The sequence below is a fragment of the Collinsella sp. AF02-46-1 genome (assembly GCF_003465825.1).
GTDB lineage: Bacteria > Actinomycetota > Coriobacteriia > Coriobacteriales > Coriobacteriaceae > Collinsella.
The window spans coordinates 1-25,819 of the sequence record NZ_QSBV01000024.1; the positions used below are offsets into that span (position 1 = coordinate 1).

The window sequence follows — 25,819 nt, forward strand, 5'->3', positions numbered from 1 at the left end:
AATGTGGCCTCCGTCGTGAGCAGGACTGTAGAGCAGGAAACTTCATCAGTGCCCGCCCCACGGGAAACCGGCGGGATAGACCGGTTTGGATGGGGCTTTCATGCATGGGTGGTCTGTTGTTGTGCAAATGGGTATCATACTGTGGTTATTGCATCGACTCTGCGATGCATGTTTGTACGTTCCCGGCGGTCGGTTTGCCAGAAGCGCCCCGTCGGTTGTTCCAGACCCGTTTCGAAGAAAGGAAACCACACTAACCTATGGCAGCTAAAAAATCATCTCCCTTGAAGATCATCCCGCTTGGCGGCCTTGACGGCATCGGCAAGAATATGACGGTCTTCGAGTGCGGCGACGACATGGTGCTCGTCGACGCCGGCCTCATGTTCCCGGATGACTCCCAGCCTGGTATCGACCTGGTGCTTCCCGACTACACCTATGTTCTGGAGAACGAGGAGAAGCTCCGTGGTATCGTCGTCACTCACGGCCACGAGGACCACACCGGTTCGCTTCCGTATCTGCTGCAGGACCTCAACAATAAGGTGCCCATCTTCTCGAGCAAGCTGACGCTTGGCTTTATCGAGGGCAAGCTTTCTGAGTTCCGCATCCGCGCACCCAAGTTCCGCGAGGTCAAGGGCGGCAGCCATGTCAACCTCGGCGGCATCTCGCTCGACTTCTTCTCGATGACGCACTCCATCCCCGGCGCTCTGGGCGTGTTCATCCGCACCAATCAGGGCACCGTTATGCACACCGGCGACTTTAAGCTCGACCAGACGCCCATCGACGGCGTCACGCCCGATTATGCCGCTATCAGCCGCTTTGCAAAGCAGGGCATCGACCTGCTGCTTTCCGACTCCACCAATGCCACGGTTCCCGGCTTTACCAAGTCCGAGGCCGAGGTTGGTCCCAACCTGCTGCACGCCATCAAGAACGCGCCGGGTCGCGTGTTCGTCGCGTCGTTCTCGAGCCACATCCATCGTCTGCAGCAGATCTGCGATGCCGCCCGCAAGTGCGGCCGTAAGGTCGTTGTGACCGGTCGCTCCATGCTCACGAACACCCGCGTGGCGCGCGAGCTCGGTTATCTCAACATCGATGATGCCGATATCATCGATGCCTTCGACATTGATAACCTGCCCGACGACAAGATCGTCGTCATGTGCACTGGCTCGCAGGGAGAGCCGCTGTCGGCCCTGTCCCGCATGGCCAATGGCGAGCACAAGACGCTCTCCATCCACGAGGGCGATACCGTTATCCTCTCGGCAACTCCTGTTCCCGGCAATGAGAAAGCCGTCCAGCAGGTCGTCAACAGCCTGGCCAAGCTCGGCTGCGATGTGTGGGATAAGAACCGCGCTCTCGTCCACGTCTCGGGTCACGGTAGCCAGGAGGAGCTCAAGCTCCTGATGGCCATGGCCAAGCCCACGTACTTTATGCCGGTTCACGGTGAGGCCGTGCATCTGCGCGCCCATGCTCAGCTGGCCCGCAAGATGGGTCTCAAGGACGATCATATCTTTATCCTCGATAACGGTGACACGCTCGAGATGCGCGGCGGTATCGTCAAGCGTGGTACGCCCGTCGAGTCCGGCGTCGTCTACGTCGACGGCCTGCGTATCGGCGATACCGACCCCATCGTCCTGCGCGATCGCCAGAAGCTCGCCAATGACGGTATGGTCACGGCCGTTGCTATCGTCTCGCTCAAGCACAAGAAGATCGAGGCTATCGAGTTCTCGGGTCGCGGCGTCTCGTTTGCCATCGACGACCAGTTCTCCGAGGATGCCTCCGCATCCATTATGAAGACGATCGAGAAGGGCAAGTTCAGCTTTACCAGCAGCGGCTCCGATGCCATTCGCAAGGCCGTGCGCGATTCGCTCTCCAACTTCATTTGGAGCCGTACGCGTACCCGTCCGATGATCATCCCGGTCGTCATGGAGGTTTAGTTTGGCGCGCGGATCTGCACAAAACGCCAAAGGCAATAAAGCCAACAACCAACCGGCATCTGCTAAGGGTGCCGGTTCCCATCTGCGTGCCAATAAGGGCCATGAGGCAGACTTCGACGATTTTGAGCCCTTGGTCGAGCCTTCGGCCAATCGCGATATCGCCGGTGTGGTCATCGCCGTTTTGGCGATCGCGTCCTTCATTGCCGTGATCTCTCCGGCAACAGCGCCCGTGACGGCTGCGGTTGCCGGTTTCTACCACCTGGGCTTTGGCCTGGGCGCCTACGTGCTGCCGATCGTCATCTTGCTGTTTGCCGCCACGCTCTTTTTGGGTGAGGACTCGCCGCTCAACGTGCGCTCTGTCGCGGGCGGCGCCGTGGTCTTTATCGCCGTCGTCTCCATTCTTTCGCTGATGGTGCCGGGCACGAGCGATTCGTGCGACCTTATGTTTACGCCGCAGAACCTTTCCGTGTCGGGCGGCTACATTGGCGCCTTTATCGCAAGTGCCTTGCAAAACGCCCTGGGTAAACCTATCGCCATGGTTGTCTTGCTGGGGCTTGTCGTCGTTGGTTTGGTCATTATCGGCTTTTCGGTGGGCGGTGTTTTGCGTTCCGCGCGCGATCGCGCTGCCGATTTTGCCGAACGCCGTCGTGCCGATGTCAACGCCAGCCCGTGGGGCGATGAAGAGGCCCTGTCTGTTCCCGGCGTCGCTCGTCCGCACCTGAGCATTCTGCGCCAGAAGGGGACTGACGCCGCGGTGACCACGGTCATGGGTGGCGATGTCGACCCGGTTTTGGATGACAACGAGGACGATGACCCGTTTGTCGACGTGTCCGAGGCCGTGGAGGCCGAGCGCGCTAAGACCACGCTGTTGCCGCGCCGCCATGCCAAGAAGGGCAAGACGGTTCCCAAGCTCAACACAAGCGAGCCCGACCCGTCTTGGTCCGATAGCGAGATTGAGCTCACCGAGGGTGACGACGAGGACGACGAGGCTCCGCTCGAGACCGCCAAGACAACCTTGCTGCCGCGTCGCCACGCCAAGCGCGGTCAGGTCACTGGACAGCTTTCGATGGAGGACGATCCGGACAAGGTTGACGAGTCCGAGCCGCCGTTTGCCGTGAACCCTGTTTCGGCCGCACCTCAGATTCCCGACTTCTTAAAGCATCCCAAGGTTGCCGATGCGCCTGCCACGAGTGCTGTCGAATCGGCTGCGGCTCGTGATGGGGGAGCGGACGGCGGCGCCGCAGATAACGAGGGCGAAGAAGAGGACGGCCTCAAGCTTCCGCCGCTCGAAATCCTACATGCCAAGCCGCAGTCGGCTTCTGCCGCGTCTTCGGATAAGGAGCTGGAGCAGACCGCTGAGTCACTGCAATCCACCTTGCTTGAGTTTGGCCGCAGTGCCCGCGTGGTCGGCTGGATCGCCGGCCCCACGGTGACGACCTTTAAGCTGCAACCTGGCGAGGGCGAGCGCGTGAGCAAGATTTCGAGCCTCGAGGACGATATCGCGCTTTCGCTCGCTGCCCAGTCGGTGCGTATCTTTGCCCCGATCCCCGGCACCTCGCTCGTGGGCATCGAGATTCCCAACCGCAAGCGCCAGAACGTCAATCTGGGCGACGTGCTGCCCTATGTGAAGGGCGGTCCGCTCGAGCTTGCCATCGGCCGCGACGCCGAGGGCACGCCGGTCGTCGCCGACCTCGCCAAGATGCCTCACCTGTTGATCGCCGGTACGACCGGTTCTGGTAAGTCGGTGATGATCAATTCCATCATCACGACCTTGCTCATGCGCGCCCTTCCCGAGGACGTTCGCCTGATCATGGTCGACCCCAAGCGCGTCGAGCTTGCGGGCTATAACGGTCTGCCGCATCTCTATGTGCCCGTGGTGACCGAGCCCAAGCAGGCCGCGAGCGCCCTGCAGTGGGCCGTGTCCGAAATGGAGCGCCGCCTGAAGGTATTCGAACGCCTCAACGTCCGTAAGATTTCGACCTATAACGAAAAGCAGGCCGCCGGCGAGTTTGAGCATTACGACAACCCGCCGCAAAAGATGCCCTACCTGGTCATTATCATTGACGAGCTCTCTGACCTGATGATGGTCGCCGGTAAGGATGTCGAGGCCTCGATCGTGCGTATTGCACAGCTGGGCCGCGCCGCCGGTATTCACCTTATCGTTGCCACGCAGCGCCCCAGCTCCAACGTGGTGACGGGCCTTATCAAGGCCAACATCACCAACCGCATCGCCTTTAACGTCGCCACGGGCATCGACTCGCGCGTCATCATCGACCAGATGGGTGCCGAGAAGCTCACCGGTTTGGGCGACATGCTGTTCTCCAAGGTCGACTGGGGCAAGCCCCGCCGTATCCAGGGCTGCTTTGTCTCGGACGACGAAATCAACGAGATTGTCGAGTTCGTCAAGTCGCAGAGCGAGCCCGACTACCACGAGGAGATTCTGTCCGCCGTGGCGCCCGCTTCCATGTCCATGGCTGGTGGCGGCGGCATTGTCCGCACCGGAGTCGCCGAGCCGCAAGACGATGATCCGCTCATTTGGGAAGCCGCCCATATTGTGGTGGAATCGCAGCTGGGCTCCACATCTGGCCTGCAACGCCGCCTGAAGGTTGGCTATGCGCGTGCCGGGCGTATTATGGACATGCTGGAAGAAAAGGGTGTCGTCGGCCCGCCCGACGGTTCCAAGCCGCGCGAGGTCCTGTTGGACGAGGAGGGGCTTGCCGCGCTGGAATCTGTCGACGCCGAGATGGCACGTGAAGATCGTGAGTTTGGAGGATTCTGATGGCTGCACGCTTTGGTGACATGCTGCTCGAGCAGCGTCGCCGAATGGGCCTTTCCATTCAGCAGGTCGCCAACACCATCAAAATCAGGCCGCAGATCATCGAGTTTTTCGAGACCGGTAACTTTGCTTCGATGCCGCCGCGCGGCTATGCGCAGGGCATGATTTCGAGCTATGCTCGTTTTTTGGGCCTCAATCCGCGCGAGGTCGTCAATGCCTACTTTGACGAACTGATGGCATACGAACGCGAGACGTCGCAGCAGGGCGGTCGTTTCCAGGACGCCGCCGGCTACGTCAATTCGCGTTCCTCTGTCGATAACGGGCGCTTTCTGATGGTTCAGGGCGGTCGTTCGACTCGCTATGGAGAGCGTCCTCAGCAGGCCGGTTATATTACCGAGACGGGTTCGGGCGAGGAGATTCGCTCGCAGCGTGACCGGTTCCGCAGTACGCCGATGCCCGAGGACCGTGCACTTCCCGCTGCCCGCGGCGTGGCGCGTGACCCTCGTGCCGGCTACGGCGACGGCGGCTATTCCGATCGCGGTCACCGTGGTATCTCCACCGGACGCTCTCGCAGTGGCTATGCGGACGCCGATACCACGCAGGTGACGCCGCGTCTTCGCTCTCAACCACAGCCGTATGGCCAGCGCTCTTCGGCTCCGCGTGCGGGCCAGCGTGGCTATCAAGGCCGCGGTGAACTTGCGCCCCGCTCGGGTCAGCGCAGCCTTCAGGGCCAGGGTGGCTATTGCGGCCGTTCCGATAGCAATCGTGGCCGTATGCCTCAGGGAGGCGGCCGCAGCAGTTCCAGTCGTGGACGCGGCGGTTCCCGTGCTCCTCAAAACAACGGGCTCGATCCGCGTATCGTCTACGCCGGTATCGGTGCCGTGGCGTTGCTGCTGATCGTGCTCATCGTGGTACTTCTGCGCGGCTGCGCATCTTCGACGCCCGAGACCACGCCCGAGACGCCCGCTGTTACCAAGACGACGACCAAGAAGTCTTCTAAGAAGACCGAAACGGTCGACGAGGACGAAGACACCGATGAGCCGACTGACGAGTCGACTGATTCGGACGCCGCCAAGACGACGGCCAAGAAGGAAGAGAACGAGGTCACAAAGGTTAAGGTCTCCGTTGCCAAGGGAAAGACCGCGTGGATTGAGGTCAAGGTCGACGGAAAGTCGGTTTATGGCGCTCAGGCGACTGGCCCCTTTGAGCAGGAGTACACGCCCGAGTCCTCGATCGAGATCACCACGTCTAAGCCTTCCGATGTCACCGTTACCAAGAACGGCGAAAAGGTCCGTTACGATACCAAGACCTCGGGCGTGGCGCGCGTGACGATCGCCGTTCCCAAGAAGGAGACGACTGATTCCGAGAATGGTGAAAGTTCTGATGGTGCCGACACCACCGACGGCACCGATGCCCAGTCCACGGATGGCGCCGATACCGCAACTGACGGCCAGACGCCCACCGATTCTACCGACTATTCGTACGATAGCTACTAAGCCGTTCGTACGCGAAAGGAAACATCATGGCTAAAGATTCCAGCTTCGACGTCGTGTCCGAGGTCAACATGCAAGAGGTCGACAACGCCTTCCAGCAGACCACGCGCGAGATTTCCCAGCGCTATGACCTGAAGGATTCCGGCGCCACGATCGAGCTTTCGAAGGGCGACAAGCTCTTTACGATCAACGCCCCGGCCGACTTTGTCTCCAAGCAGATCATCGATGTCCTGAGCTCCAAGCTCATCAAGCGCGGCATCGACCTCAAGGCTGTCTCGTGGGATGCTCCGCAGGCGGCATCGGGCGGCACCGTGCGCGTGCTCGGCCATATCGTCGAGGGTATCGACCAGGCGACCGCCAAGAAGATCAATAAGGACATCAAGGACCAAAAGCTCAAGGTCAAGGTGACCATCGAGGCCGAGAAGCTGCGTGTTTCCTCTGCTTCGAAGGACGCGTTGCAGACCGTTATCCAGTTCCTGCGCGACCAGGACTACGGCCAGCCGCTGCAGTTCACCAACTACCGCTAATATCATTCGAAAGGACTGCTCTCCAACATGGATACACCGTTGGGCTCCGTGCTCTACATCACCCTCGGGTGCGCTAAGAACGAGGTTGACACCGACCGCATGCGTTCTCTTTTGACCGCCGCAGGCTACGAGGAGGCATTCGACCCGCAGGACGCCGATATCGCCATCGTCAATACGTGCTCGTTCCTTGCCTCCGCAACGTCCGAGAGCATCGAGACCACGCTCGAGCTCGCCAACGAGGTCCAGGACGGCGTTCGTTCTTGCCCCATCGTCATGTGCGGCTGTGTGCCGTCGCGCTATGGCGACGACCTGCCCGATGAGCTGCCCGAGGTCGCTGCCTTTGTGAAGGCCGACGAGGAGGATGGCATCGTGGCGGTCATCGATGGCGTGCTGGGCGTCGAGCGCGAGATTGCCGCCTATATTCCGCAAGTCAAGCGCACCGTCGAGGGCGCTGTCGCCTACGTCAAGATTTCCGATGGCTGCAACCGCTTCTGCAGCTTCTGCATGATTCCCTATATTCGCGGTCGCTATCATTCGCGAAATGCCGAGAGCATTATCTCCGAGGTGCGCGACTTGGTTGCCGGTGGCGTGCGAGAGGTCGTGCTGATCGGCCAGGACACTGGCATCTGGGGCACCGACTTTGCGGATGGTGACGTCGCCGAGGGCTCGCCGCGCAATCTGGCGCAGCTGCTGCGCGCCGTAGCCGAGGCCGTGCGCCCGCACAACGTCTGGGTCCGTGTTCTCTACCTGCAGCCCGAGGGCATGACTGACGAGCTTATCGAGACGATTCGTGATACGCCCGAGGTGCTGCCCTATATCGATATCCCCGTGCAGCACTGCGACGCGCGCATCCTCAAGGCTATGCGCCGTTCTGGTTCGCGCCAGGAGCTCGAGGACCTGTTCCGCGATCTGCGTGAGCGTATCCCCGGCATCGTGATCCGTTCCACGGCCATGGTCGGCTTCCCGACCGAGACCGACGACGAGTTCCGCGACCTTATCGACTTTATGGACACCGTCGGCTTTGACTACACGAGCGTCTTTGCCTACTCGCAGGAGGAGGGCAGCCTGGCCGCTAAGATGGAGGGTCAGGTCGATGAGGAGGTCAAGCTCGAGCGCGCCCAGGAGGCCATGGACCTGGCCGAGTCGCTCGGTTTTGCCGCCACCGCCGCACATGTGGGCGAGCGCGCCCAGGTGATCGTCGACGGCATCGAGGAGACCGAGGACGGCGCCGAGCTGATCGGCCATGCTTGGTTCCAGGCGCCCGATTCCGATGGCGCGGTGCACTTGGACGCCAGCGAGGCGTCCGTGGGCGATATTCTGACGGTCGAGTTTACCGATAGCTTCTGCTATGAGCTTATCGGCCATGTTGTGGAGTAGGAGAGCATCGTGGCAAACGAGAGCAATAAGGAACTGACGAGTGTTTGGACGCCCGCCAACATCGTGACGTGCGTTCGCATCGTCTTTATCCCGGTGTTCATGATCGTGTCGGCGCTTTCTCACACGAGTGTTGCCGGTACAGATTGGAGCACCTTCGACGGCCCGCTCGCCGCCGCTGCCTTCATTCTGTATGTTATCCTGTCGTGCACCGATAAGGTCGACGGTTATCTGGCGCGCTCGCGCAACGAGATTACCGATTTCGGTAAGTTCTTGGACCCCATCGCCGATAAGCTGCTGGTGTTCTCGGCTCTGCTGCTGTTCTTGGATTTTGGCGCTGTGACCGTGTGGTCCGTGTTCATTATCCTGTTCCGTGAGCTTCTGGTGAGCGCCCTTCGCATGGTCGCGAGTGCCGCCGGCGTGGTCGTTGCCGCCGATAAGCTTGGCAAGTACAAGACGGCGACTACGATGGTCTCCATCTGCGGTTACCTGTGCGTCTTTGCGATGGCCGGCTTGCACCTTGGCCCGCTGGCGCTGACGCTCGGCATCTACTCGGTGTCGCGCTTCCTGTACGCCGTTGCCGTTGTCCTGACCGTTATCTCGGGCGCCCAGTACTTCTGGAACTGCCGCAAGATCGTCTTTTCGGTCTAGGTCCTGGTGGGTATGACGGACTCTTTTGAGCAGATTTCCGCACATAACGAGGAGCTGGCGCGTCATATTGTCGAGCGCGCGAGCGCTCGGGGCGTGACGGTTTCGACGGCTGAGTCGCTGACGGCAGGTATGATCGCCTCGACGATTGCCGATATCCCGGGCGCCTCGGCGGTGCTGCGTGGCGGTGCGGTGACCTACTGCGATGAGATCAAGCATCGCGTTTTGGGCGTTGATCAGGAGACGCTCGACCGCTATACCGCGGTGTCGCATCAGACCGCGCGCGAGATGGCGGCGGGTTCGCTGGAGCTGTACCAGAGCGATATTGCAGTGAGCGCAACGGGTTATGCCGGCCCCGGCGGCGGCACTGAGGACGATCCGGCTGGCACTTTCTATATTGGCTGGGCGTATCGCGCGGCTGATGGGGAAGTGCCGGTCGTGGACTCTGTGCGCTGCCACTATGAGGGCGACCGTTCGTGTGTTCGTGCCCATGCGGTCGCGGAGGCATTGGGACGCATTGTCCTTGTGCTTAACTCTATGGAATAGACGTGTTTTAAGGGGCCTTCGGGCCCCTTAATTGTGGAGATGGGGACCCCTGACGAATTTAGCGTTTGCGCTGGTCATAGGTGTATTTTTGCCTTTCTTGTTCTTATTTGCCCCTTTGTGGTCAAGCATTTGGTCAGTGTTTGGTCGGCGTTTGGTTGGGTTTTGGAAAGACTGCCTGCATATGATTGGCCTGAACGGTTGACCACGAACAGCCGTTCGTTTATTATCGATGCAGGTTGTTAAGAGGAGGGCTATTCATGGCCAAGAATTCAGGTCCCGTACGTACCGTTCATGCTCGCACGACGGGTAAAGAGCGCGATGAGATGATCGCCACCACCAAGGCCGAGATCGAGAAGAAGTTCGGTCAAGGCTCCATCATGAGGTATGGTGACGGCGGCCCCGAGCTTGAGGTTGAGGCCATCCCCACGGGCGCTCTGGCACTCGATGCCGCTCTGGGTATCGGCGGTGTGCCGCGCGGCCGTATCGTCGAGATTTACGGTCCTGAGTCCTCCGGTAAGACGACGCTTTCGCTCGAGATCCTGGCCGAAGCCCAGGCAATGGGTGGCGTGGTGGCATTTATCGATGCCGAGCACGCGCTCGATCCCACGTATGCCGCGCGCATTGGCGTGGATATCGACGAGGTACTGATTTCCCAGCCTGATACGGGTGAGCAGGCGCTCGAGATTGTTGACATGCTCGTGCGTTCCGGCGCCATCGATGCCATCGTCGTCGACTCCGTCGCCGCGCTGACCCCGCGTGCCGAGATCGAGGGAGAGATCGGCGATACCACGGTCGGATTGCAAGCTCGTCTGATGAGTCAGGCGCTCCGCAAGCTCGCCGGCTCGCTGTCCAAGTCCAACACGACATGCATCTTCATTAACCAGCTGCGAGAGAAGATCGGCGTCATGTTCGGCAACCCCGAGACCACGACGGGCGGCCGCGCCCTTAAGTTCTTCTCTTCGGTGCGTATCGACATTCGCCGCATCGACAGCATTAAGCTTAAGGATGAAGTTATCGGTAACCGCGTGCGCGCCAAGGTCGTTAAGAACAAGGTGGCAGCTCCGTTCCGTTCTGCTGAGTTCGACATCATGTACGGTACGGGCATCTCTAAGGAGGGCTCGATTCTGGACATGGCTGTCGAGTGCGGCATTTGCAAGAAGATGGGCTCCTGGTTTGCCTATGGCGAGGACAAGCTCGGCAACGGTCGCGAGGCCGCCAAGGCGTTCCTGCGCGAACACCCTGATTGCGCCGACGAGATTGAGCATAAGGTCCGCCTTGCCTGCGGGCTTGAGTTTGACGACGATGCTCCATCCGAGGTCGAGCTGACCGATCAGCCTGCGCCTGAGGAGTTTGACGAGCTTTACGCCATCGATGGTTCCGCCATGCTCGATGATGACGACGAGTAGCGGTTACGCTCATGTCGTATACGGTGACCGAGGCCACGGTCGTCTTTCCCGATAAGAAGGCGGCCTCCTCGTTCTCGAGCGGGTATGCGTCCAAAAAGCCTTGCGCACATATCGATTGTGAGCTTGAGGGCGGTTTTGAGCGGTCCATTTGGATTCCCGTGCGGGTCGCGCGCCTGTATGTCAAAAACCGCCCCGATCTTCCCTGTGATTGGGACAACTTTCGTGAGGCGGTGCAGCTCGTCGAGCGTAAATGTGCACTTACCATGGTGACCGAGATGTTATCGCGCCGCGACCATGCGACGGGCGAGGTCCGTGACAAGCTGGCTCGCTACGGCTTTCACCAGACCGCGATCGATTTCGCCGTCGAGCGCGCCACCGAGTATCGCTTTTTAGACGAGAACCGCTTTTGCTCGTACTTTATCGAGGAGCGCAAGCGGCGCGGTTGGGGACAGCGCAAAATCGAGACCGAGCTCAAGCGCCGTCATGTCGTGCTCGATGACATTCCCGGTTATCCCGAGGATTATTTTGCCGTCGAAGACGATTTGGCGCGTGCGTCAGCCCTGCTCGCCAAGCGGCGTGTTCCAGAGACGCGCGGATTCGAAAAACTGGTTCGGTTTTTGATGGGCAAGGGCTTCTCGTATCATATCGCCGCCGATGCCGTTAAGGCACGTCTCGATGCCGAACGCGAGGAATGTGCGGTTTAGGCGTATGCGTTTTGTGGCCCTGCCGCTCACCGTGTTTTAGCCGCCGTGTTGGGGGCATTTATTTGACAGTTGTTGTGGTTCAACGTACGATAAACAGCGTCATTTGCTTTGTGATATGTGCTCATCTGTGATGAGTTTGTTTATATGTTTATCTGTATCCGACCCGCATAAGCTGCGCCCATATTACTCAAATGTCGCGAGCCGTTCGTAAGGACGGTTCGCTTTGTTGTGTAACGAATCCATAAAAAGGAGTGAGCATGCCTATCATCGCAGCGCTCGTTGGCATCGTTTTGGGTGCCATCGCCGCCATTGCCTACATGCGCACCGCCAAGCAGGGTAGTCTTCACGAGGCCGACGAAAAAATCCAGTCGGCACACGCACAGGCTGAGTCCCTGATCGGTGATGCTAAGCGTCAGGCCGAGACTCTCAAAAAAGAGGCTCTGCTCGAGGCTAAAGAGGAGATCATCAAGAACAAGCAGGCCGCCGAGGCCGAGGACAAGCAGCGTAAGAACGAGATTCGTACGCTCGAGAACCGCGTGATGCAGCGCGAGGAATCCCTTGATCGCCGCAACGACGCTCTCGACAAGCGCGAGCATCAGCTGTCCAGCCAGGCCGGTCAGGTCGAGAAGCGCTCCCGTGAGCTCGAGGAGCTCTGTGCAAAGCAGACTTCCGAGCTCGAGCGTATCGCCGACCTTACCCGCGAGGACGCCCACAAGGAGCTCCTCGATAAGGTTCGCGGCGAGGTCACCCACGAGGCCGCCACGATCATTCGCGAGTCCGAGCAGCAGGTTCGCGCCGAGTGCCACAAGACCGCCCAGGAGATTCTGTCTCTGGCGATTCAGCGCTGCGCTGCCGACCACACTGCCGAGGTCACCGTTACCTCCGTGCACATTCCCTCTGATGACCTCAAGGGCCGTATCATCGGTCGCGAGGGTCGCAACATCCGGACCTTCGAGCAGGTTTCCGGCGTCAACCTCGTGATCGATGACACGCCCGAGACAGTCGTTCTTTCGAGCTTCGACCCGGTCCGTCGTGAGACCGCCCGTGTCGCCCTCGAGAACCTCATCGCCGACGGCCGCATTCACCCTGCCCGTATCGAGGAGATGTATCACAAGGCCGCCGACCTGGTTCGGCAGCGCGTGCGCGAGGCTGGCGAGCAGGCTGCCTTCGATACCGGCATCCACGATCTGCACCCCGAGATCGTCAAGACCCTTGGTGCCCTGCGCTACCGTACCTCGTTTGGTCAGAACGTGCTTCAGCATTCCCTCGAGGTCTCTGATCTGTGCGGCGTGATGGCTTCCGAGCTTGGCCTGGACGTTGTGACCGCCAAGCGCGCCGGCCTGCTTCATGACCTGGGCAAGGCAATCGACCACGACGTCGAGGGCCCGCATGCCGTCATCGGCGCCGAGCTTGCCCGCCGTTATGGCGAGAAGCCCGTTATCGTCCACGCTATTGAGGCTCACCATGCCGATGTCGACCCCAACACGGTACTCGATGTCCTGTTGCAGGCCGCTGATGCTGTCTCTGCCTCTCGCCCCGGTGCCCGTCGCGAGTCTGCCGAGAACTACATCAAGCGTCTTGAGAAGCTCGAGGAGATCGCCAACTCCCATGACGGCGTCGAACGTACCTATGCCATGCAGGCCGGTCGCGAGGTCCACGTCATGGTCCAGCCGGACAAGATTTCCGATGCCCAGTCCACGGTTCTGGCTCACGATATCGCCCATCAGATCGAGGAAGAGATGGAGTATCCCGGTCAGGTGCGCGTTGTCGTGATTCGCGAGAGCCGCGCTGTCGATATCGCTAAATAACATGAGCGACGCGAACGAGCTCATCTCATTTATCGCGTCGATGTCGGGGGAGGGCAACCTTCGCGTCGAGGAGAACCTTGGCGAGGGGTATGTCCGCCTCCGCGTTTCGGAGGCCGAGCGGCGCCAGGCTAAGCACGACATTCAGCATGTCGAGGACATCGTCATCGAAATGCTCCGTAATGCTCGCGATGCCGGCGCCGACAAGGTCTATCTCGCCACGACCAAGGAAGATGGCGTCCGCACGCTTGTCTTTCTGGATAACGGTTCGGGCGTTCCGCAGGATATGCAAGAGCGAATCTTTGATGCCCGCGTTACCTCCAAGCTCGAGAGCATGAAGATGGACCGTTGGGGCGTTCACGGTCGTGGCATGGCATTGTTTTCGATTAAGCAGAACACCGACGAGGCCCGTGTGGTCACGTCCGGCGTCGATCTTGGTTCAGCCTTCAAGGTGAGCGTTGCGGCCGACCGCCTCAGTGAGCGTGCCGATCAGTCCAGCTGGCCCCAGGCCGTCAAGGATGAGGACGGACGTTATGTCTGCGCTCGCGGTCCACATAATATTATTCGCGCTGCTTGTGAGTTTGCGCTCGAGGAGTTGCGTGGTTGCGATGTCTATCTTGGTTCTCCGTCTGAGATTGCCGCGACCCTTTATGCTCAGGCGTCAAGTCGGCTCGATACGTCTCGTCTCCTGTTCATTGATGACGAGAGCGAGCTTCCGGTTGTCGATCGTTTAGGCCTTGCTTCTGATGCCGAGGACTTTATCCGTATTTGTTCGGGTTTGGGTCTTGAGATGTCCGAGCGCACGGCCCATCGCATTTTGGCAGGGCAGATTAAGCCCGTTCGCGGTGTGACCGCGCGTCTGCTGCGCGAGCGTGATTCGTCCTCGCATGCGCCGGCTCCTGTCGATCTCGCGAAGGATCGTCGCGGGCTACGTATTGCCAAGGATGACATGGCACAGTTTTCGCGCGCTGTGGAACGCGACTTTAATGACCTTGCCGCCCGGTACTATCTCAACCTTTGCGGCGACCCAAAGATCCGTGTTTCGCGTGATCGAATCACCGTGACCTTTGATCTTGCCAAAGAGGAATAGTGCCTTTACCGAGTCCACTCGGTACGATACAGTTATTGCAGTTAAAACGTACTTTTAAATGCAGGAGTTTCTTCATGGATTGCCTGAAGGTATCAAGCAAATCATCGCCCGCGTCCGTTGCCGGCGCCATCGCCGGCATGGTCAAGGATGGTGTACCCGTCAACATCCAGTGTGTCGGCGCCGGTGCCGTCAACCAGGCCATTAAGGCCGTTGCTATCGCGCGCGGTTTTTTGATTCCAACCGGTTTTGATATTTCCTGCGCGCCCGTGTTCTCCGACATCCTCATTAACGGGGAGTCGCGCACGGCCATCCGCCTTTCTATCTACGTTCACCAGATCAATCGAGCTGCTATGGATAACGTCGTCATGGATGATGTTAAGCCTGTGGCATAGCTTCTGCTTGCCTCGTTTCGCTCCCCATCGTTAGGACTTATGCACATGGACCAGCGTTCCGTACGCGATATTCTTGCCGGTAAAACCTACTTTATCCGCACCTTTGGCTGCCAGATGAATCAGCACGACTCCGAGCGTGTGAGCGGTCTGCTTGATTCGTATGGCTGCCTCATGGCGCTCGATCCCGCGCATGCCGATATCGTTGTCTTCATGACGTGCTGCGTGCGCGAGGCCGCCGATACTCGCCTGTACGGTCAGTGCAATTCCTGCAAAAGCCTGCCGCCTTCGCCTTCGGGCAAGCGCGTGGTTGCCGTTGGCGGTTGCATCGCGCAGCGCGATGGCGAGGGCCTGCTCACCAACGTCGATAACGTCAATGTCATCTTTGGCACGCATTCCATCGCGCATGTGGCCGAGCTCATTGCCGAGGCGTTCCTTGATGGCAAGCGTCATATCCGTACCAATGAGCATGAGGATACGGATGCCATGAGCATGCCGTGGCATCGCGAGACTCAGTATCACGCCTGGGTGCCCATCATGACGGGCTGCAATAATTTCTGCACCTATTGCATCGTGCCGTACGTGCGTGGTCGCGAAAAGAGCCGCCCCTTCGAGGAGATTGTCGACGAGGTGACCGGTTTGGTGCGCCAGGGCGTGCGTGAGATTACGCTGCTGGGCCAAAACGTTAACTCATATGGTCGCGATCTGTTTGGCAAGCCGCGTTTTGCCGATCTGCTGCGTGCCGTGGGCGATACGGGCGTGGAGCGCATCTTCTTTACGTCTTCGCATCCCAAGGACCTGTTGCCCGAGACCATCGACGCCATGGCCGAGACGCCTGCCGTTATGCCGCAGCTGCATTTGGCCGTCCAGTCAGGTTCGACGCGGATCCTCAAAGAGATGAATCGCCGTTATACACGCGAGGACTATCTGGGCCTTGTCGATCGCATTCGCAACCGCATGCCCGATATCGCGCTCTCGACCGACATTATCGTTGGCTTCCCGGGTGAGACTGAAGAAGACTTTGAGCAGACGCTCTCACTTGCCGAGACGGTCCGCTATGCTCAGGCCTATACCTTCATCTATTCCAAGCGCGCCGGTACCCCGGCCGCCGAGATTGACGATCCTACGCCGCATGAGGTTATTCTCGAGCGTTTCAACCGTCTGGTTAAGGTTATCGAGACCACGGCACACGAGTATAACCAGGGTGAGCTTCATACTGTGGTTCCGGCGCTCATTGAGGGAACGAGTAAAAAGAACGACGCGGTCCTGCTGGGCAAGAGTCCCAAGAATCAGACCGTGCATGCGCCTATCCCCGAGGGTTACAGCATCGATCAGCTTGTTGGTAAGATCGTTGATGTTGACGTTGACGTTGCCAAGACCTGGTATTTGTCCGGCTCCGTTGTGGGCGAGCCGCGCTAATGGTTTCTCCCGGGGCAGGTCTTTCCGCCGTTGCGATCGTCGGTCCGACGGCGGTTGGTAAGAGTGATGTTGCCGACCGTTTGGCAGCTCGTCTTTCGTCCGAAGTGCTGTCGTGCGATGCGATGCAAATCTATCGCGGCATGGACATCGGTACCGCAAAGATGGTGCCCGATGAGTGCACGGCGCCGCTGCGTCTCGTCGACATTGTAGAGCCGGGTGTGGCATATTCTGCTGCGCTTTATCAGGCCGACGCTCGCGCGCATGTTGAACGTCTCCTTGGTTCGGGTTGCCTGCCGGTTTTTTGCGGAGGTACGGGGCTGTATCTCAAGGCCGCCCTCGATGAGATGGACTTTCCCTCGGGTGAACTTGAGGACGATCGTCGTGCGGGCTATCAGGAGCTTGCCGAGCGTATTGGCGAGGAAGAACTGCATGCCTTGCTTGCCGAGCGCGATCCAGAATCGGCTGCTGTTATTCATCCCCATAACGTGCGCCGTGTGATTCGTGCGCTCGAGATGCATGATGATGGCGTCTCCTATGCGCAGCAAAAGTCGCAGTTTAGTGTTCCGCACGAGCATTATCATGCCCTATGGTTTGGTCTGACGCGTAATCGCGAGGTGCTCTACGAGCGCATTAACCAGCGCGTCGATCTGATGTTTGAGCAGGGTCTTGTCGATGAGGTCCGCGGTCTTATGGGCCAGGGGCTGGGAGATGCCCTGACGTCGATGCAGGCAATTGGCTATAAAGAGATCATTGATGCTTTCAATGGCGTGATGAGCATGGATGAGGCTCGCGAACTCATTAAGATGCGTTCGCGTCGTTATGCCAAGCGTCAGCTTTCGTGGTTTAAGCGCGATGACCGTATCGTGTGGTTTGATATGGATGAATGTACGATCGATGAGGTCGTTGAGGATATCCTGCATCGTATTGAGGCTGCCTAATGGCCCGTTTCCCCCTTGTTCCCACGGCACCCGAGCCCGAGCGTGCCATTTTAGTTGGTGTTGAGTGGCGCGACAATGCATGGCCGCTCGATCGCTCGCTTGATGAGCTGGAGCGTCTTGCCCACACAGCTGGTGCTCAGTGCGTGGCACGCTTGTCGCAGCGTTTGGTAAAGCCGTATCCTAAATCGTTTATCGGTTCCGGCAAGGTAGAAGAGCTGTGCGGCCTGGTGCATCGCATGGATGCCGATGTCGTTATTTTTGACGACGACCTGACGCCCTCGCAGCAATCCTATTTGGAGAAAGCTGTGGGCGAGCCGGTAAAGATTATCGATCGTACAGCACTGATCCTGGATATCTTTGGCCTGCATGCTCAGACGCGTGAGGGACGCCTGCAGGTACAGCTGGCACAGCTTCAATATTTGTTGCCTCGCCTGCGTGGCATGTGGAGCCATCTCGCCAAGGAGCAGACGCGCGGCGGCATCGGCTCACGTTTTGGTCAGGGCGAAAGTCAGCTCGAGGTCGACCGTCGCCTTATTCGTAATAAGATCGCTGCGCTTCGTCGTGAGCTCAAGCAGGTTGAACAGCGTCGCGATGTTCAATCCAAGAGTCGCATTGAGTCACCGGCGTTTCGCGTCGCGTTGGCCGGTTATACCAATGCCGGTAAATCGACGTTGCTCAATCGTCTGACCGGCTCTACGGTACTTTCGCAGGACAAGCTGTTTGCTACGCTCGACCCGACGACGCGTTCGTATCGTCTGCCCGGCGGTCGCGGCATGACGATTACCGATACCGTCGGCTTTATTCAAAAGCTGCCGCATGGTCTGGTCGATGCCTTTAAATCGACGCTGTCCGAGGTTTTGGGTGCCGATCTAATTCTCAAAGTCGTAGATGCGTCTGACGAGGACTATGAGCGGCAGCTGGAGGCTGTCGACCGCGTGCTTGATGAGATCGGCGCCGGAGAGCGTTTAACGCTGACCGTATTCAATAAAATCGATCTTCTCGATAGCGTCGATCGATTGAGTTTCCGTCGTCGCTATCCGGAGGCCGTTCTGTTCTCGGCCCAAACGGGCGAGGGGCTCGACGATCTCGTCGACCGGATTGCTCGCGAGGCAGCTGCCACCGATGTGTTGCTCTCCGCTGATATCCCGTATCGCGAGGGCGCTCTCATCACGCTGGTGCATGAGCAGGGAACCCTTCTGCATGAGGAATATCTCGAGGACGGCGTTCGCATTGTGGCGAAGTTGCCGGCTCGTATTGCACCGCGGCTCGAGCGCTATCGTACGGAATAAACGATTTCTAGCACGCCTAGAATGACTGGCTGATGGAGCAGGTAGAACGGTAAGGCATGCCGACCCAGGACTGCGAGCGCCGGGATAGGATTGGCGTATGCCCATGCTGGCGCTTCGAGACTTGATGCTTGTGCTGCCTGGGCAGCAAAAAAGCCGGTAAGGTACATAAAGACAAACGGTATGAGCGGATAGTAATCTCCCGAAACAAAACCCGGGCCCGGGAATCCAAGCCATGCCAGGTAGGGGAGTGGGTAGACCGCCTTTGGAATGCCCCAGGTTAGGGCAAAAAGAACAAGGCACGCTGCGATGCCCCATGAGCCCGGTAATTTTTGGAGTAACGGACGGGTGAACGCAACCACCGCGGTGCACACCGCCATGCAATAAATGATGCCAAAGTTCACTGAATCGTCGACCGATACGAGCGTTGTTGCGATCCAGACGACCAAAGCTGCGGCAGCGTACTTAGCCGCTCGTTTGGCATTGTTGCGTGAGAGCGTGCACATCCAACCCGCGATAAACAAAAATACCCAGCTGATGCTGGCTCGCCAGACGTCTTGAAAGACAGTCTGGGTAAACCAAGGCATATCCCAGCCGTACAGGTAGGCGAGATCATAGCAAGCGTGAAAACCTGCCATAGAAATCATCGTAAACCCGCGGACGGTATCAAAGATGGTTATGCGTTTTTGCATTACGAGAACCGGCGCATCAAGCCGACGACTTTGCCCAGGATAACGGGATTCGTTGCATAGATAGGTTCCATAGTGTCGTTCTCGGGCTGCAAGCGCACACGCCCCTGCTCCTTGTAGAACGTCTTGACGGTCGCCGAACCATCAATCATGGCCACGACAATTTCGCCATTCATGGCACTCTTTTGTTCACGGACGATGATGTAATCGCCATTGAAGATGCCGACATTGATCATTGAGCTCCCATGCACCTCAAGGATAAAGGAACCCTGATCAGTGGCGATTTCGGTCGGGATAGTAAACGTGTCTTCGATATTCTGCTCTGCCAGAATGGGAATCCCAGCCGCGACGCGACCAACGAGCGGTAGCGAGACCGTTCCGCGAGGTGCGGTGGGCTCGTCAGATTTGGAAATTGAGACAGAGGAACCATCCTCGTTAAAGAGTTCCAGGGCGCGCGGTTTGGTGGCATCGCGCTTGAGTAGCCCGCGCGCCTCCAGGGCAGAGAGATGGGCGTGCACGGTGCTGGGGGAGGAAAGGCCCACGGCAGAAGCCATCTCGCGCACGCTGGGCGGATAACCCTTCTCCTGCTGATATTCCTTGATGAAGTCGTAAATTTGCTGCTGACGCTTGGTAATTTTGCGAGCCATCAGGGCATCCTCTCTACCCATGTCAAACAAATGTTCGAATTTTGCTTGACAGGAACAACTGTTCGAAGATAATAATAACCGAACATTCGTTCTCGCGCTAGACATTTTTGTCCGCGCGGCTTGATAAAACTGTTCTCAGCAAAACACGCGAGAGGAGAACATGATGAACGTAACGAATATGGTCCAGGGAAACCTCGCCCTTAAGCTCGAGACGCCTGCAGAACCCACTTTTACGGTTGTTCAGGGTGGCCGCTCCGGCTTTCAGCCTTTGACCGTAAAGCCTGCGCGCAATCAGCAGGCTGTAGTCGCGCCGGCCCGCGTTGCCCTGAAGGTTCCGACGATTGTCGCCGTCGCCGTTGCGCTTACGCTCTTCTTTGTCCTCGCTATGTCGGTCTTTAGCGCTCGTCACGCCGCGTATGCCGAGTCCGTTTCCAACATTACCTACGAGACCATTCGCGTTCAGCCTGGCGATTCTCTTTGGTCGCTTGCCGAAGAATATCCAATCGAAGGCCTTTCCACGCAAGAGACTTCCGACATGATCCGTAGCGTCAATCATCTGGAGCATGGTTCGCTCGCCGCCGGTGCGCATCTTAAGGTTCCTGCTCGTTCGTAATCATTATCGCGCTGCGCATGGTACCCTTGTTATCGTTTAAGAGGAGGTACCATGCGCTGTCCCAAATGCGGCAAGGCACATACCCGCGTCGTTGATTCCCGTATGCAGGAGTCAAATAACACCATTAAGCGCCGTCGCGAATGTTGCTCGTGTAACTACCGCTTTACAACGTTTGAGCGATGCGAGGACCCTATCGAGGTCATTAAGTCAGATGGAACTAAGCAGCGGTTCGATCGCAATAAGCTTCTTGTCGGCTTGATGCGCGCCACCATCAAGCGCGATATCGACACTAAGAAGCTCAATGAGATTATCGATGACATCGAGGTCGAGCTTCGCTCTCGCACGCTGACGGCCGTCACGTCCCATGAGTTGGGTGACATGGTGCTCAAGCGCTTGGCCAAGATCGACAAGGTTGCGTACATCCGTTTTGCCTCGGTCTACCGCGATTTCAAAGACGTCGATGAATTTCTGCAAGAGCTCGACAAGCTAAGGTGATTCCATGTCCAACATTACCGTCAACATAAAGCGTCTCGACCCCACCCTCGAGCTTCCCAAATACGCCCATCCCACCGATGCCGGCTTGGATCTACGCTCCAACGAAGACTGCGTCCTGAAGCCCTTCGAACGCCGTCTGGTCTCTACGGGGCTGGCCATCGCCCTGCCCGATGGCTACGCCGGCTTCGTCCAGCCCCGCAGCGGCTTGGCCATCAAGCAGGGCCTGTCTATAGTCAATACGCCGGGCCTCATCGACGCCCACTACCGAGGAGAACTCAAGGTTATCCTCATCAACCTGGATCCCTCCAATAACATTCAAATCAATAAAGGCGACCGCATAGCCCAACTCGTCATCCAAGAAGTCCCCACGGTCAATCTCATAGAAGTAGAAGAACTAGACGAAACCGACCGAGGCAAAGGAGGCTTCGGCTCCAGCGGCATCGCCTAGGGCGCCCGTATCCCTCCCGCCCGGGGCTTACCTATATCATTCCATGCTCAAACATTCTCGCGTCGCTTCGCTCGCTGCGAAACTGCGCGTGGAACGATATAGGTAAGCCCCGGGCGGGCGGCTACTCGCTTGAAACAATATTTACTTTTCTAGTAAGTCGATGCGATGAAGGGACGCCTCCTTTGTCGCATCGACTTACTGTATTTATATTTTCTGGTTCCCCTTTGCAGATTCTACTGGTGGGGAATCTGGTATAGCCGCTGGTACGTTAACGCAGCTTACCTGCGGGAGGCCCCTATATATCGTCCCGCGCGCAGTTTCGCAGCGAAGCGAGAATGTTTGAGCACGGGATGATATATAGGGGCCTCCCGCAGGCAAGCGGAAATTAAGACGCTAGCGGATGTGCGCGGGTTTTCCGCCCCAGTAGAAGCGGCAGAAGGCTCGTTTGCGCTTTTGGGGTTTGCCTACGAGCTCCATGGTTGCGATGGCTATTTCTTCGGCTGCGTGGGGGCGGCGTAGTACTTCGCCGTTGATGAGCAGTGCCTTGAGCGACTCAGGATGATCGTGGAGATGTCGCAACGTCACGATGAGCTCTCGTGCGGTGGTGACATGCATGCTGGCGCCCATGCCGGTGAGCATGGTGGTGTTGGCCTTTTCCTGGCCATAGGACTTGCCCAACAGGATCATCGGCAGGTGTGCGCACAGGCATTCGGTGACGGTGAGTCCGCCCGATTTGAGAATTGCCAGGTCGCAGCCGAGCATAAGCGCTGCCATATCATCGACATAGTCCAGAACCGTGACGTTTTCGAGCTTCATGGCGTCGAAGAGCGTTTTGAGGCGGGTGGCATATTCGGTGTCTTTGCCCGGCAAAAAGACAAAGTGCATGTCTTCGAAGCTGCGTAGGAAGGGGAGGGTGCGGTCCATCTCCGCGCGAAAGCGAACGTACGGTTGAGGCAAGCTGGCACCGGCCATTACCAGCACGACGGTCTTGTCGGTGGGGAGGTTGAACTTAGCTAGCTCTTCCTCGCGATCGTAATCCGTGTCGAATCCGGTGCGAATAGGAATGCCGGTAATGCGAATCTTTGTCTCGAGCACCTTGCGCGGACGCAGCGTTTCGGCCATAAATTCGTTGGCAACACAGAATAAATCGGTGTCCTTGTGGGGCCACCATCCCTCGACTTCGTAGTCGGTCGGTACGCAGATGACCGGATAATCGATACCCGTAATTACGCGGGCGCCCACGGCAACATTGGCTGCTGTGATGTGCGTTGCAACCACGGCTATGGGCCTGCGGCTACGAATATATTCGTTGAAGGCGGGGAACATAATTCGCGACCATGCCGTTCCGCCACCCCAGAGAAGATGTCCCGTAAGCGTATATCGCCAGGTCAGGTCGTAAATGGGGCGCGTGGCTCCCGTAAAAGAAGCCGCGGTCTTATTGCCGTCGAATTTAATACGTCCAAAATCAAGGATATCGAGCACTTCAATCTCAATATCCTCGGGGATGCCATTGGTGCCGCGGATGAGGTCGAATGCCTGCGCTATCGCATTTGCGGCGGCCTTGTGGCCCGAGCCAACGGAGGCGTGCACGATGGTCACGAGAGGTTTTTGCTGAGCCAGGAGCGTGGTTTGCTCCGATTGGGGAGTGCTGTGCGTGAGCAGGGGAGCGTCGTCACTCGTCTGCGCCTGGTCCATCGATAACTCCCCTTCAGCTTTGTAATACGGATTTATCATTGTAGTGCATGAGTGTCACGTTCACGTAAATTTGGGTACGAGCGCAAAGAACGACAACGTTTCGACGAAAGGACGCTTCATGACTACCGATAAGCCGATCGATGTTGCGATTATCGGTGGCGGCCCCGCGGGCTATGCTGCCGCCATTTATGCTGCGCGTGCCAACCTTACGACGACCGTGATTGAGCAGGGCATGTCGGGAGGGCAGATCGCCACAACCAATGAGGTCGAGAACTATCCGGGTTTCCCGCTCCTGAGTGGCGCCGAACTCGGCGAGCGTTTTCAGCAGCATGCAGAGGGCCTGGGAGCACAGGTTACATGGAGCATGGTTACGGGTATCGATTACGATGCCGATGCAGCGTTGTTTACGGTGCATCACGATATGGGCGATACGCTGGCCTCGAGCGTTATCGCTTGCATGGGTGCCACGCCGCGTCCGGCAGGTTTCGCAGGCGAGGATACGTATCGCGGTCGTGGCGTTTCATATTGCGCAACATGTGACGGCATGTTTTTCCGCGGCAAGCAGGTTTTTGTAATCGGTGGTGGCAATTCGGCATGCGAAGAGGCGCTGTTCCTGTCCGACATTGCCAGCAGTGTGACCATCGTGCTGCGCCGCGACCAGTTCCGTGCGCCGGATGGTGTTGTTCAGAAAGTACTCGCAAAGGACAATATTACAGTTAGGTACCAAACTAGTATTGTGGAGCTATCGGGCGAAGCCATGCCAACGACGATTACCTTTAAGGACAATGCATCTGGGGAAACTCATGCCGAGTCATTTGAGCCCGGCTCGTTTGGCATCTTTGTCTTTACGGGGACGCAGCCACATACCGAGCTTGTTGAGCATCTAGTCGATCTGGCGCCTGATGGCGGCATTCTGACTGATGAATCCATGGCGACCCGCACGCCAGGTCTATTTGCCGCTGGCGATATCCGTTCCAAACGTTTACGCCAGGTTGTGACCGCTGTTTCGGACGGAGCCATAGCGGCAACGAGCGCATACGCGTTTCTCCGTGGATAAGTACGATAATATATCTTATGTAAGGTTGCTATCTTTAAACATAGTGGTTGGACAGTGCATCAATGTGCCGTCCAACCACTTTTACTTTGCGGCTATGTAGTATGCAAAACTATATAACCTAGAATACAATATAGAAAACGAACGGGGGCCTCTTATGAACCATGCTAAACATGTTATCCCGATGTCCGATACGTCGGTCAGCATTAAGCCTGAGGATATTCAGCCGACGGTTCTGCCGGATGCATTTATTCAGTCCGATATGGTGGGTAAACTCAACGCGTTGAGCCTGCCACGCTATGACCAGCTGCCCAACGTAACGCTCTATCGCGATCAGGTTATTGAATATGTTGCGCTGTGGATGGAGCCGCTTTCGATTTGCGTAGAGCAACCCGTTATCACGCCATCGATGATCAATAACTACGTAAAGGTCGGCCTCGTTCCTGCTCCGGTTAAAAAGCAGTATGGCCGTGAGCAGATTGCGCGTCTCATCGCCATTTGTATCTTTAAGCAGGTGCTGCCCATCGCTGCGGTTCAGGCGCTCTTTAATATTCAGCGCTTGAGCTACGACGCTCCGACGGCTTTCGATTATGTTGTCGATCAGCTCGAGGCATCGATTCGTGCGGCGTTTTCTGTTGAGCAGACTCCCGTGCCCGATACCGCACATCAGGTTACGCGCGAATCGTTGCTCGTGCGCAGTGCGGTATCGTCCTTCGTTTCGAAGGCGTATCTGATGAGCTATCTCAAGTTCAATGGGTTTAATAGCTAACCGAGGTATAAGATGGGCGGGATAAAGAGCCAATGGCTCCTTATCCCGCCCATACGTTTGTCTAGTTGGATATTATCGGCCCGACGCCACGCCCATACCGTAGCCGATAATGAGGCCGTGCATCTCGGCATAGTATGAATCTAGCCCGTTACAGGGCATGATAATCGTCTTGGAGCCGGGCCAATGCTCCACAATGCGGCTGGCAAGTGCTTGGGCGCCCGCCTCATTCTCGACATGGTCGATAACGACCTCGCCGCCGGTAAAGCCTTCGGCCTCCATGGTGTCGACAATCTTGGTGAGCATCTTCTTTTCGCCGCGGGTGTGCCCAACGAGTTCAATTTTGCCCGCTTCGCTCGCCGTGCCCAAAATGCGGATATTGAGCTTGTTAGCAATAACGCCGGCCGCCTTAGGGATACGTCCGGCCTTCGCAAGGTTTTCGTAGTTGCACAAACTAAAGAGGATCTTGCTGTTCTGCTCCAAGCTATCGAAGTAAGCGCAGGCGTCCTCAAAGGAGGCATCCGGGTTGCTCGTAAGATAGCGGTCGAACAGCAAGAAGATCAGATCCATTTTGCCACCTGCGGCTCGCGAGTTAACCAAATGAATCTGACGGTTGGGCTCTTCGGCAAGCACCATGTCACGCGCGGTGGCCGCGGCATTGTAGCTTCCCGAGACGCCCTCGGAGATGGGCATGCAAATCGTCTTGTCAGCGAGCTTAAAGAGCTCAGCCCACTCCCCTACGCTTGGGCAGGCGCTCGATGATGCGCCGGCTTCCGATTGAATGGCAACATTAAGCTCGTGAACATCGAGCGAGAGGTCGTCAACGAATTCACGCTCCCCCACTCGGATCTTAAGGGGTGCAAATGCAAAGGTGGTATGAGGTGCGGTTGGTTGCCAATCGCGAAGATTGCAGCTCGAATCGGAGATAAGTGCCCAGCTCATTGAGGGTCCTTTCTAATTGTTCCCCAACAATTATAGCCATCTTTTTGATTGATTGGATGGCTATCTAGTTTTGAATACTAGATAGCCATCCTGATTTTATGGCCTTGATTATCGACTTTATCCGAACACCTCCCACATTCA

Annotated in this window: 24 protein-coding genes; 20 read left to right on the plus strand and 4 right to left on the minus strand. The window is 57.8% G+C overall.

The window, feature by feature from the left end:
* Positions 1–257: 257 nt before the first annotated feature.
* The 15 genes from DWV20_RS08935 to hflX all read left to right on the plus strand — a co-directional run bounded on the left by DWV20_RS08935 (position 258) and on the right by hflX (position 18,332).
* Positions 258–1,928 carry a ribonuclease J gene (locus DWV20_RS08935; RefSeq protein ID WP_022094702.1) on the plus strand — a complete coding sequence of 557 codons (1,671 nt, stop codon included), beginning with the start codon at positions 258–260 and terminating at the stop codon, positions 1,926–1,928.
* A 1-nt stretch (position 1,929) separates the two neighbouring features.
* Positions 1,930–4,707 carry a DNA translocase FtsK gene (locus DWV20_RS08940; protein WP_233539814.1) on the plus strand — a complete coding sequence of 926 codons (2,778 nt, stop codon included), beginning with the start codon at positions 1,930–1,932 and terminating at the stop codon, positions 4,705–4,707.
* Entirely contained in the window at positions 4,707–6,200 is a 1,494-nt protein-coding gene (locus tag DWV20_RS08945) for a RodZ family helix-turn-helix domain-containing protein (RefSeq protein WP_118256835.1), read from the plus strand. The genes DWV20_RS08940 and DWV20_RS08945 overlap by 1 nt, the downstream gene beginning before the upstream one ends.
* Positions 6,201–6,226: 26 nt before the next feature.
* Positions 6,227–6,724: a YajQ family cyclic di-GMP-binding protein gene (locus tag DWV20_RS08950; RefSeq protein ID WP_117654798.1), complete on the plus strand. Its 498-nt coding sequence runs from the start codon at positions 6,227–6,229 to the stop codon at positions 6,722–6,724.
* A gap of 27 nt (positions 6,725–6,751) precedes the next feature.
* A complete protein-coding gene (gene rimO / locus DWV20_RS08955; RefSeq protein ID WP_117877505.1) occupies positions 6,752–8,101 on the plus strand; it encodes a 30S ribosomal protein S12 methylthiotransferase RimO in 1,350 nt (449 codons plus the stop codon).
* 99 nt (positions 8,102–8,200) lie between these two features.
* Complete coding sequence (gene pgsA, locus DWV20_RS08960; RefSeq protein WP_231500751.1) at positions 8,201–8,749, plus strand: CDP-diacylglycerol--glycerol-3-phosphate 3-phosphatidyltransferase; 549 nt, start codon at positions 8,201–8,203, stop codon at positions 8,747–8,749.
* Between the two features lie 12 nt (positions 8,750–8,761).
* On the plus strand, positions 8,762–9,292 hold the full coding sequence (locus tag DWV20_RS08965) for a CinA family protein (protein ID WP_117758511.1): 531 nt from the start codon (positions 8,762–8,764) through the stop codon (positions 9,290–9,292).
* A 257-nt stretch (positions 9,293–9,549) separates the two neighbouring features.
* Positions 9,550–10,698 (plus strand): recombinase RecA, encoded by a 1,149-nt coding sequence (gene recA / locus DWV20_RS08970; RefSeq protein ID WP_022094695.1) that lies wholly within the window; start codon positions 9,550–9,552, stop codon positions 10,696–10,698.
* Between the two features lie 11 nt (positions 10,699–10,709).
* Positions 10,710–11,402 (plus strand): regulatory protein RecX, encoded by a 693-nt coding sequence (locus tag DWV20_RS08975; RefSeq protein WP_089573376.1) that lies wholly within the window; start codon positions 10,710–10,712, stop codon positions 11,400–11,402.
* Between the two features lie 257 nt (positions 11,403–11,659).
* Positions 11,660–13,210 (plus strand): ribonuclease Y, encoded by a 1,551-nt coding sequence (gene rny / locus DWV20_RS08980; protein ID WP_118256836.1) that lies wholly within the window; start codon positions 11,660–11,662, stop codon positions 13,208–13,210.
* A 1-nt stretch (position 13,211) separates the two neighbouring features.
* On the plus strand, positions 13,212–14,297 hold the full coding sequence (locus DWV20_RS08985; RefSeq protein ID WP_006235981.1) for an ATP-binding protein: 1,086 nt from the start codon (positions 13,212–13,214) through the stop codon (positions 14,295–14,297).
* A gap of 74 nt (positions 14,298–14,371) precedes the next feature.
* Positions 14,372–14,689, plus strand: coding sequence for a stage V sporulation protein S (locus DWV20_RS08990; RefSeq protein WP_006235982.1), 318 nt, complete (start codon positions 14,372–14,374; stop codon positions 14,687–14,689).
* 45 nt (positions 14,690–14,734) lie between these two features.
* Positions 14,735–16,105 (plus strand): tRNA (N6-isopentenyl adenosine(37)-C2)-methylthiotransferase MiaB, encoded by a 1,371-nt coding sequence (gene miaB, locus DWV20_RS08995; RefSeq protein ID WP_022094691.1) that lies wholly within the window; start codon positions 14,735–14,737, stop codon positions 16,103–16,105.
* Complete coding sequence (miaA, locus tag DWV20_RS09000; protein ID WP_117654790.1) at positions 16,105–17,043, plus strand: tRNA (adenosine(37)-N6)-dimethylallyltransferase MiaA; 939 nt, start codon at positions 16,105–16,107, stop codon at positions 17,041–17,043. Before miaB ends, miaA begins: the two co-directional genes overlap by 1 nt.
* Entirely contained in the window at positions 17,043–18,332 is a 1,290-nt protein-coding gene (hflX, locus tag DWV20_RS09005; RefSeq protein ID WP_117654789.1) for a GTPase HflX, read from the plus strand. Before miaA ends, hflX begins: the two co-directional genes overlap by 1 nt.
* Here hflX and DWV20_RS09010 read toward each other — a convergent pair.
* Both DWV20_RS09010 and lexA read right to left on the minus strand, forming a co-directional pair.
* Positions 18,317–19,021: a heparan-alpha-glucosaminide N-acetyltransferase gene (locus tag DWV20_RS09010; RefSeq protein ID WP_089573371.1), complete on the minus strand. Its 705-nt coding sequence runs from the start codon at positions 19,019–19,021 to the stop codon at positions 18,317–18,319. The genes hflX and DWV20_RS09010 overlap by 16 nt on opposite strands.
* Positions 19,021–19,665 carry a transcriptional repressor LexA gene (gene lexA, locus DWV20_RS09015; RefSeq protein ID WP_040359862.1) on the minus strand — a complete coding sequence of 215 codons (645 nt, stop codon included), beginning with the start codon at positions 19,663–19,665 and terminating at the stop codon, positions 19,021–19,023. The genes DWV20_RS09010 and lexA overlap by 1 nt, the downstream gene beginning before the upstream one ends.
* A gap of 163 nt (positions 19,666–19,828) precedes the next feature.
* On the opposite strand from lexA, the gene DWV20_RS09020 reads away from it, so the two are divergent.
* The 3 genes from DWV20_RS09020 to dut are packed head-to-tail and all read left to right on the plus strand — an operon-like array spanning position 19,829 to position 21,221.
* Positions 19,829–20,278: a LysM peptidoglycan-binding domain-containing protein gene (locus tag DWV20_RS09020; RefSeq protein WP_158561607.1), complete on the plus strand. Its 450-nt coding sequence runs from the start codon at positions 19,829–19,831 to the stop codon at positions 20,276–20,278.
* Between the two features lie 51 nt (positions 20,279–20,329).
* Positions 20,330–20,773, plus strand: coding sequence for a transcriptional regulator NrdR (gene nrdR, locus DWV20_RS09025; RefSeq protein ID WP_022093781.1), 444 nt, complete (start codon positions 20,330–20,332; stop codon positions 20,771–20,773).
* Between the two features lie 4 nt (positions 20,774–20,777).
* On the plus strand, positions 20,778–21,221 hold the full coding sequence (dut, locus tag DWV20_RS09030; RefSeq protein WP_117654786.1) for a dUTP diphosphatase: 444 nt from the start codon (positions 20,778–20,780) through the stop codon (positions 21,219–21,221).
* 393 nt (positions 21,222–21,614) lie between these two features.
* Here dut and DWV20_RS09035 read toward each other — a convergent pair whose 3' ends face one another.
* A complete protein-coding gene (locus tag DWV20_RS09035; protein ID WP_118256837.1) occupies positions 21,615–22,916 on the minus strand; it encodes a glycosyltransferase in 1,302 nt (433 codons plus the stop codon).
* A gap of 118 nt (positions 22,917–23,034) precedes the next feature.
* On the opposite strand from DWV20_RS09035, the gene DWV20_RS09040 reads away from it, so the two are divergent.
* Complete coding sequence (locus DWV20_RS09040) at positions 23,035–23,973, plus strand: NAD(P)/FAD-dependent oxidoreductase (RefSeq protein WP_089573367.1); 939 nt, start codon at positions 23,035–23,037, stop codon at positions 23,971–23,973.
* A gap of 154 nt (positions 23,974–24,127) precedes the next feature.
* Positions 24,128–24,739, plus strand: a complete 612-nt coding sequence (locus tag DWV20_RS09045; RefSeq protein ID WP_187361898.1) for a DUF1836 domain-containing protein — start codon at positions 24,128–24,130, stop codon at positions 24,737–24,739.
* A gap of 72 nt (positions 24,740–24,811) precedes the next feature.
* On the opposite strand, the gene DWV20_RS09050 is transcribed toward DWV20_RS09045, so the two are convergent.
* The gene (locus DWV20_RS09050; protein ID WP_117758506.1) at positions 24,812–25,678 is read right to left on the minus strand and encodes a DegV family protein; all 867 of its coding nucleotides are present in this window, start codon (positions 25,676–25,678) and stop codon (positions 24,812–24,814) included.
* Between the last annotated feature and the right edge of the window lie 141 nt (positions 25,679–25,819).

Coding starts and splice junctions, on each gene's coding strand:
- miaA (WP_117654790.1), top strand. CDS start 16,105: ATGGTTTCTCCCGGGGCAGGTCTTTCCGCCGTTGCGATCGTCGGTCCG.
- DWV20_RS08950 (WP_117654798.1), top strand. CDS start 6,227: ATGGCTAAAGATTCCAGCTTCGACGTCGTGTCCGAGGTCAACATGCAA.
- hflX (WP_117654789.1), top strand. CDS start 17,043: ATGGCCCGTTTCCCCCTTGTTCCCACGGCACCCGAGCCCGAGCGTGCC.
- DWV20_RS08975 (WP_089573376.1), top strand. CDS start 10,710: ATGTCGTATACGGTGACCGAGGCCACGGTCGTCTTTCCCGATAAGAAG.
- DWV20_RS09045 (WP_187361898.1), top strand. CDS start 24,128: ATGAACCATGCTAAACATGTTATCCCGATGTCCGATACGTCGGTCAGC.
- DWV20_RS08945 (WP_118256835.1), top strand. CDS start 4,707: ATGGCTGCACGCTTTGGTGACATGCTGCTCGAGCAGCGTCGCCGAATG.
- miaB (WP_022094691.1), top strand. CDS start 14,735: ATGGACCAGCGTTCCGTACGCGATATTCTTGCCGGTAAAACCTACTTT.
- DWV20_RS09020 (WP_158561607.1), top strand. CDS start 19,829: ATGAACGTAACGAATATGGTCCAGGGAAACCTCGCCCTTAAGCTCGAG.
- lexA (WP_040359862.1), bottom strand. CDS start 19,665: ATGGCTCGCAAAATTACCAAGCGTCAGCAGCAAATTTACGACTTCATC.
- rimO (WP_117877505.1), top strand. CDS start 6,752: ATGGATACACCGTTGGGCTCCGTGCTCTACATCACCCTCGGGTGCGCT.
- DWV20_RS08990 (WP_006235982.1), top strand. CDS start 14,372: ATGGATTGCCTGAAGGTATCAAGCAAATCATCGCCCGCGTCCGTTGCC.
- nrdR (WP_022093781.1), top strand. CDS start 20,330: ATGCGCTGTCCCAAATGCGGCAAGGCACATACCCGCGTCGTTGATTCC.
- pgsA (WP_231500751.1), top strand. CDS start 8,201: ATGATCGTGTCGGCGCTTTCTCACACGAGTGTTGCCGGTACAGATTGG.
- DWV20_RS09040 (WP_089573367.1), top strand. CDS start 23,035: ATGACTACCGATAAGCCGATCGATGTTGCGATTATCGGTGGCGGCCCC.
- DWV20_RS08985 (WP_006235981.1), top strand. CDS start 13,212: ATGAGCGACGCGAACGAGCTCATCTCATTTATCGCGTCGATGTCGGGG.
- DWV20_RS08965 (WP_117758511.1), top strand. CDS start 8,762: ATGACGGACTCTTTTGAGCAGATTTCCGCACATAACGAGGAGCTGGCG.
- rny (WP_118256836.1), top strand. CDS start 11,660: ATGCCTATCATCGCAGCGCTCGTTGGCATCGTTTTGGGTGCCATCGCC.
- DWV20_RS09010 (WP_089573371.1), bottom strand. CDS start 19,021: ATGCAAAAACGCATAACCATCTTTGATACCGTCCGCGGGTTTACGATG.
- DWV20_RS09035 (WP_118256837.1), bottom strand. CDS start 22,916: ATGGACCAGGCGCAGACGAGTGACGACGCTCCCCTGCTCACGCACAGC.
- DWV20_RS09050 (WP_117758506.1), bottom strand. CDS start 25,678: ATGAGCTGGGCACTTATCTCCGATTCGAGCTGCAATCTTCGCGATTGG.
- DWV20_RS08935 (WP_022094702.1), top strand. CDS start 258: ATGGCAGCTAAAAAATCATCTCCCTTGAAGATCATCCCGCTTGGCGGC.
- recA (WP_022094695.1), top strand. CDS start 9,550: ATGGCCAAGAATTCAGGTCCCGTACGTACCGTTCATGCTCGCACGACG.
- dut (WP_117654786.1), top strand. CDS start 20,778: ATGTCCAACATTACCGTCAACATAAAGCGTCTCGACCCCACCCTCGAG.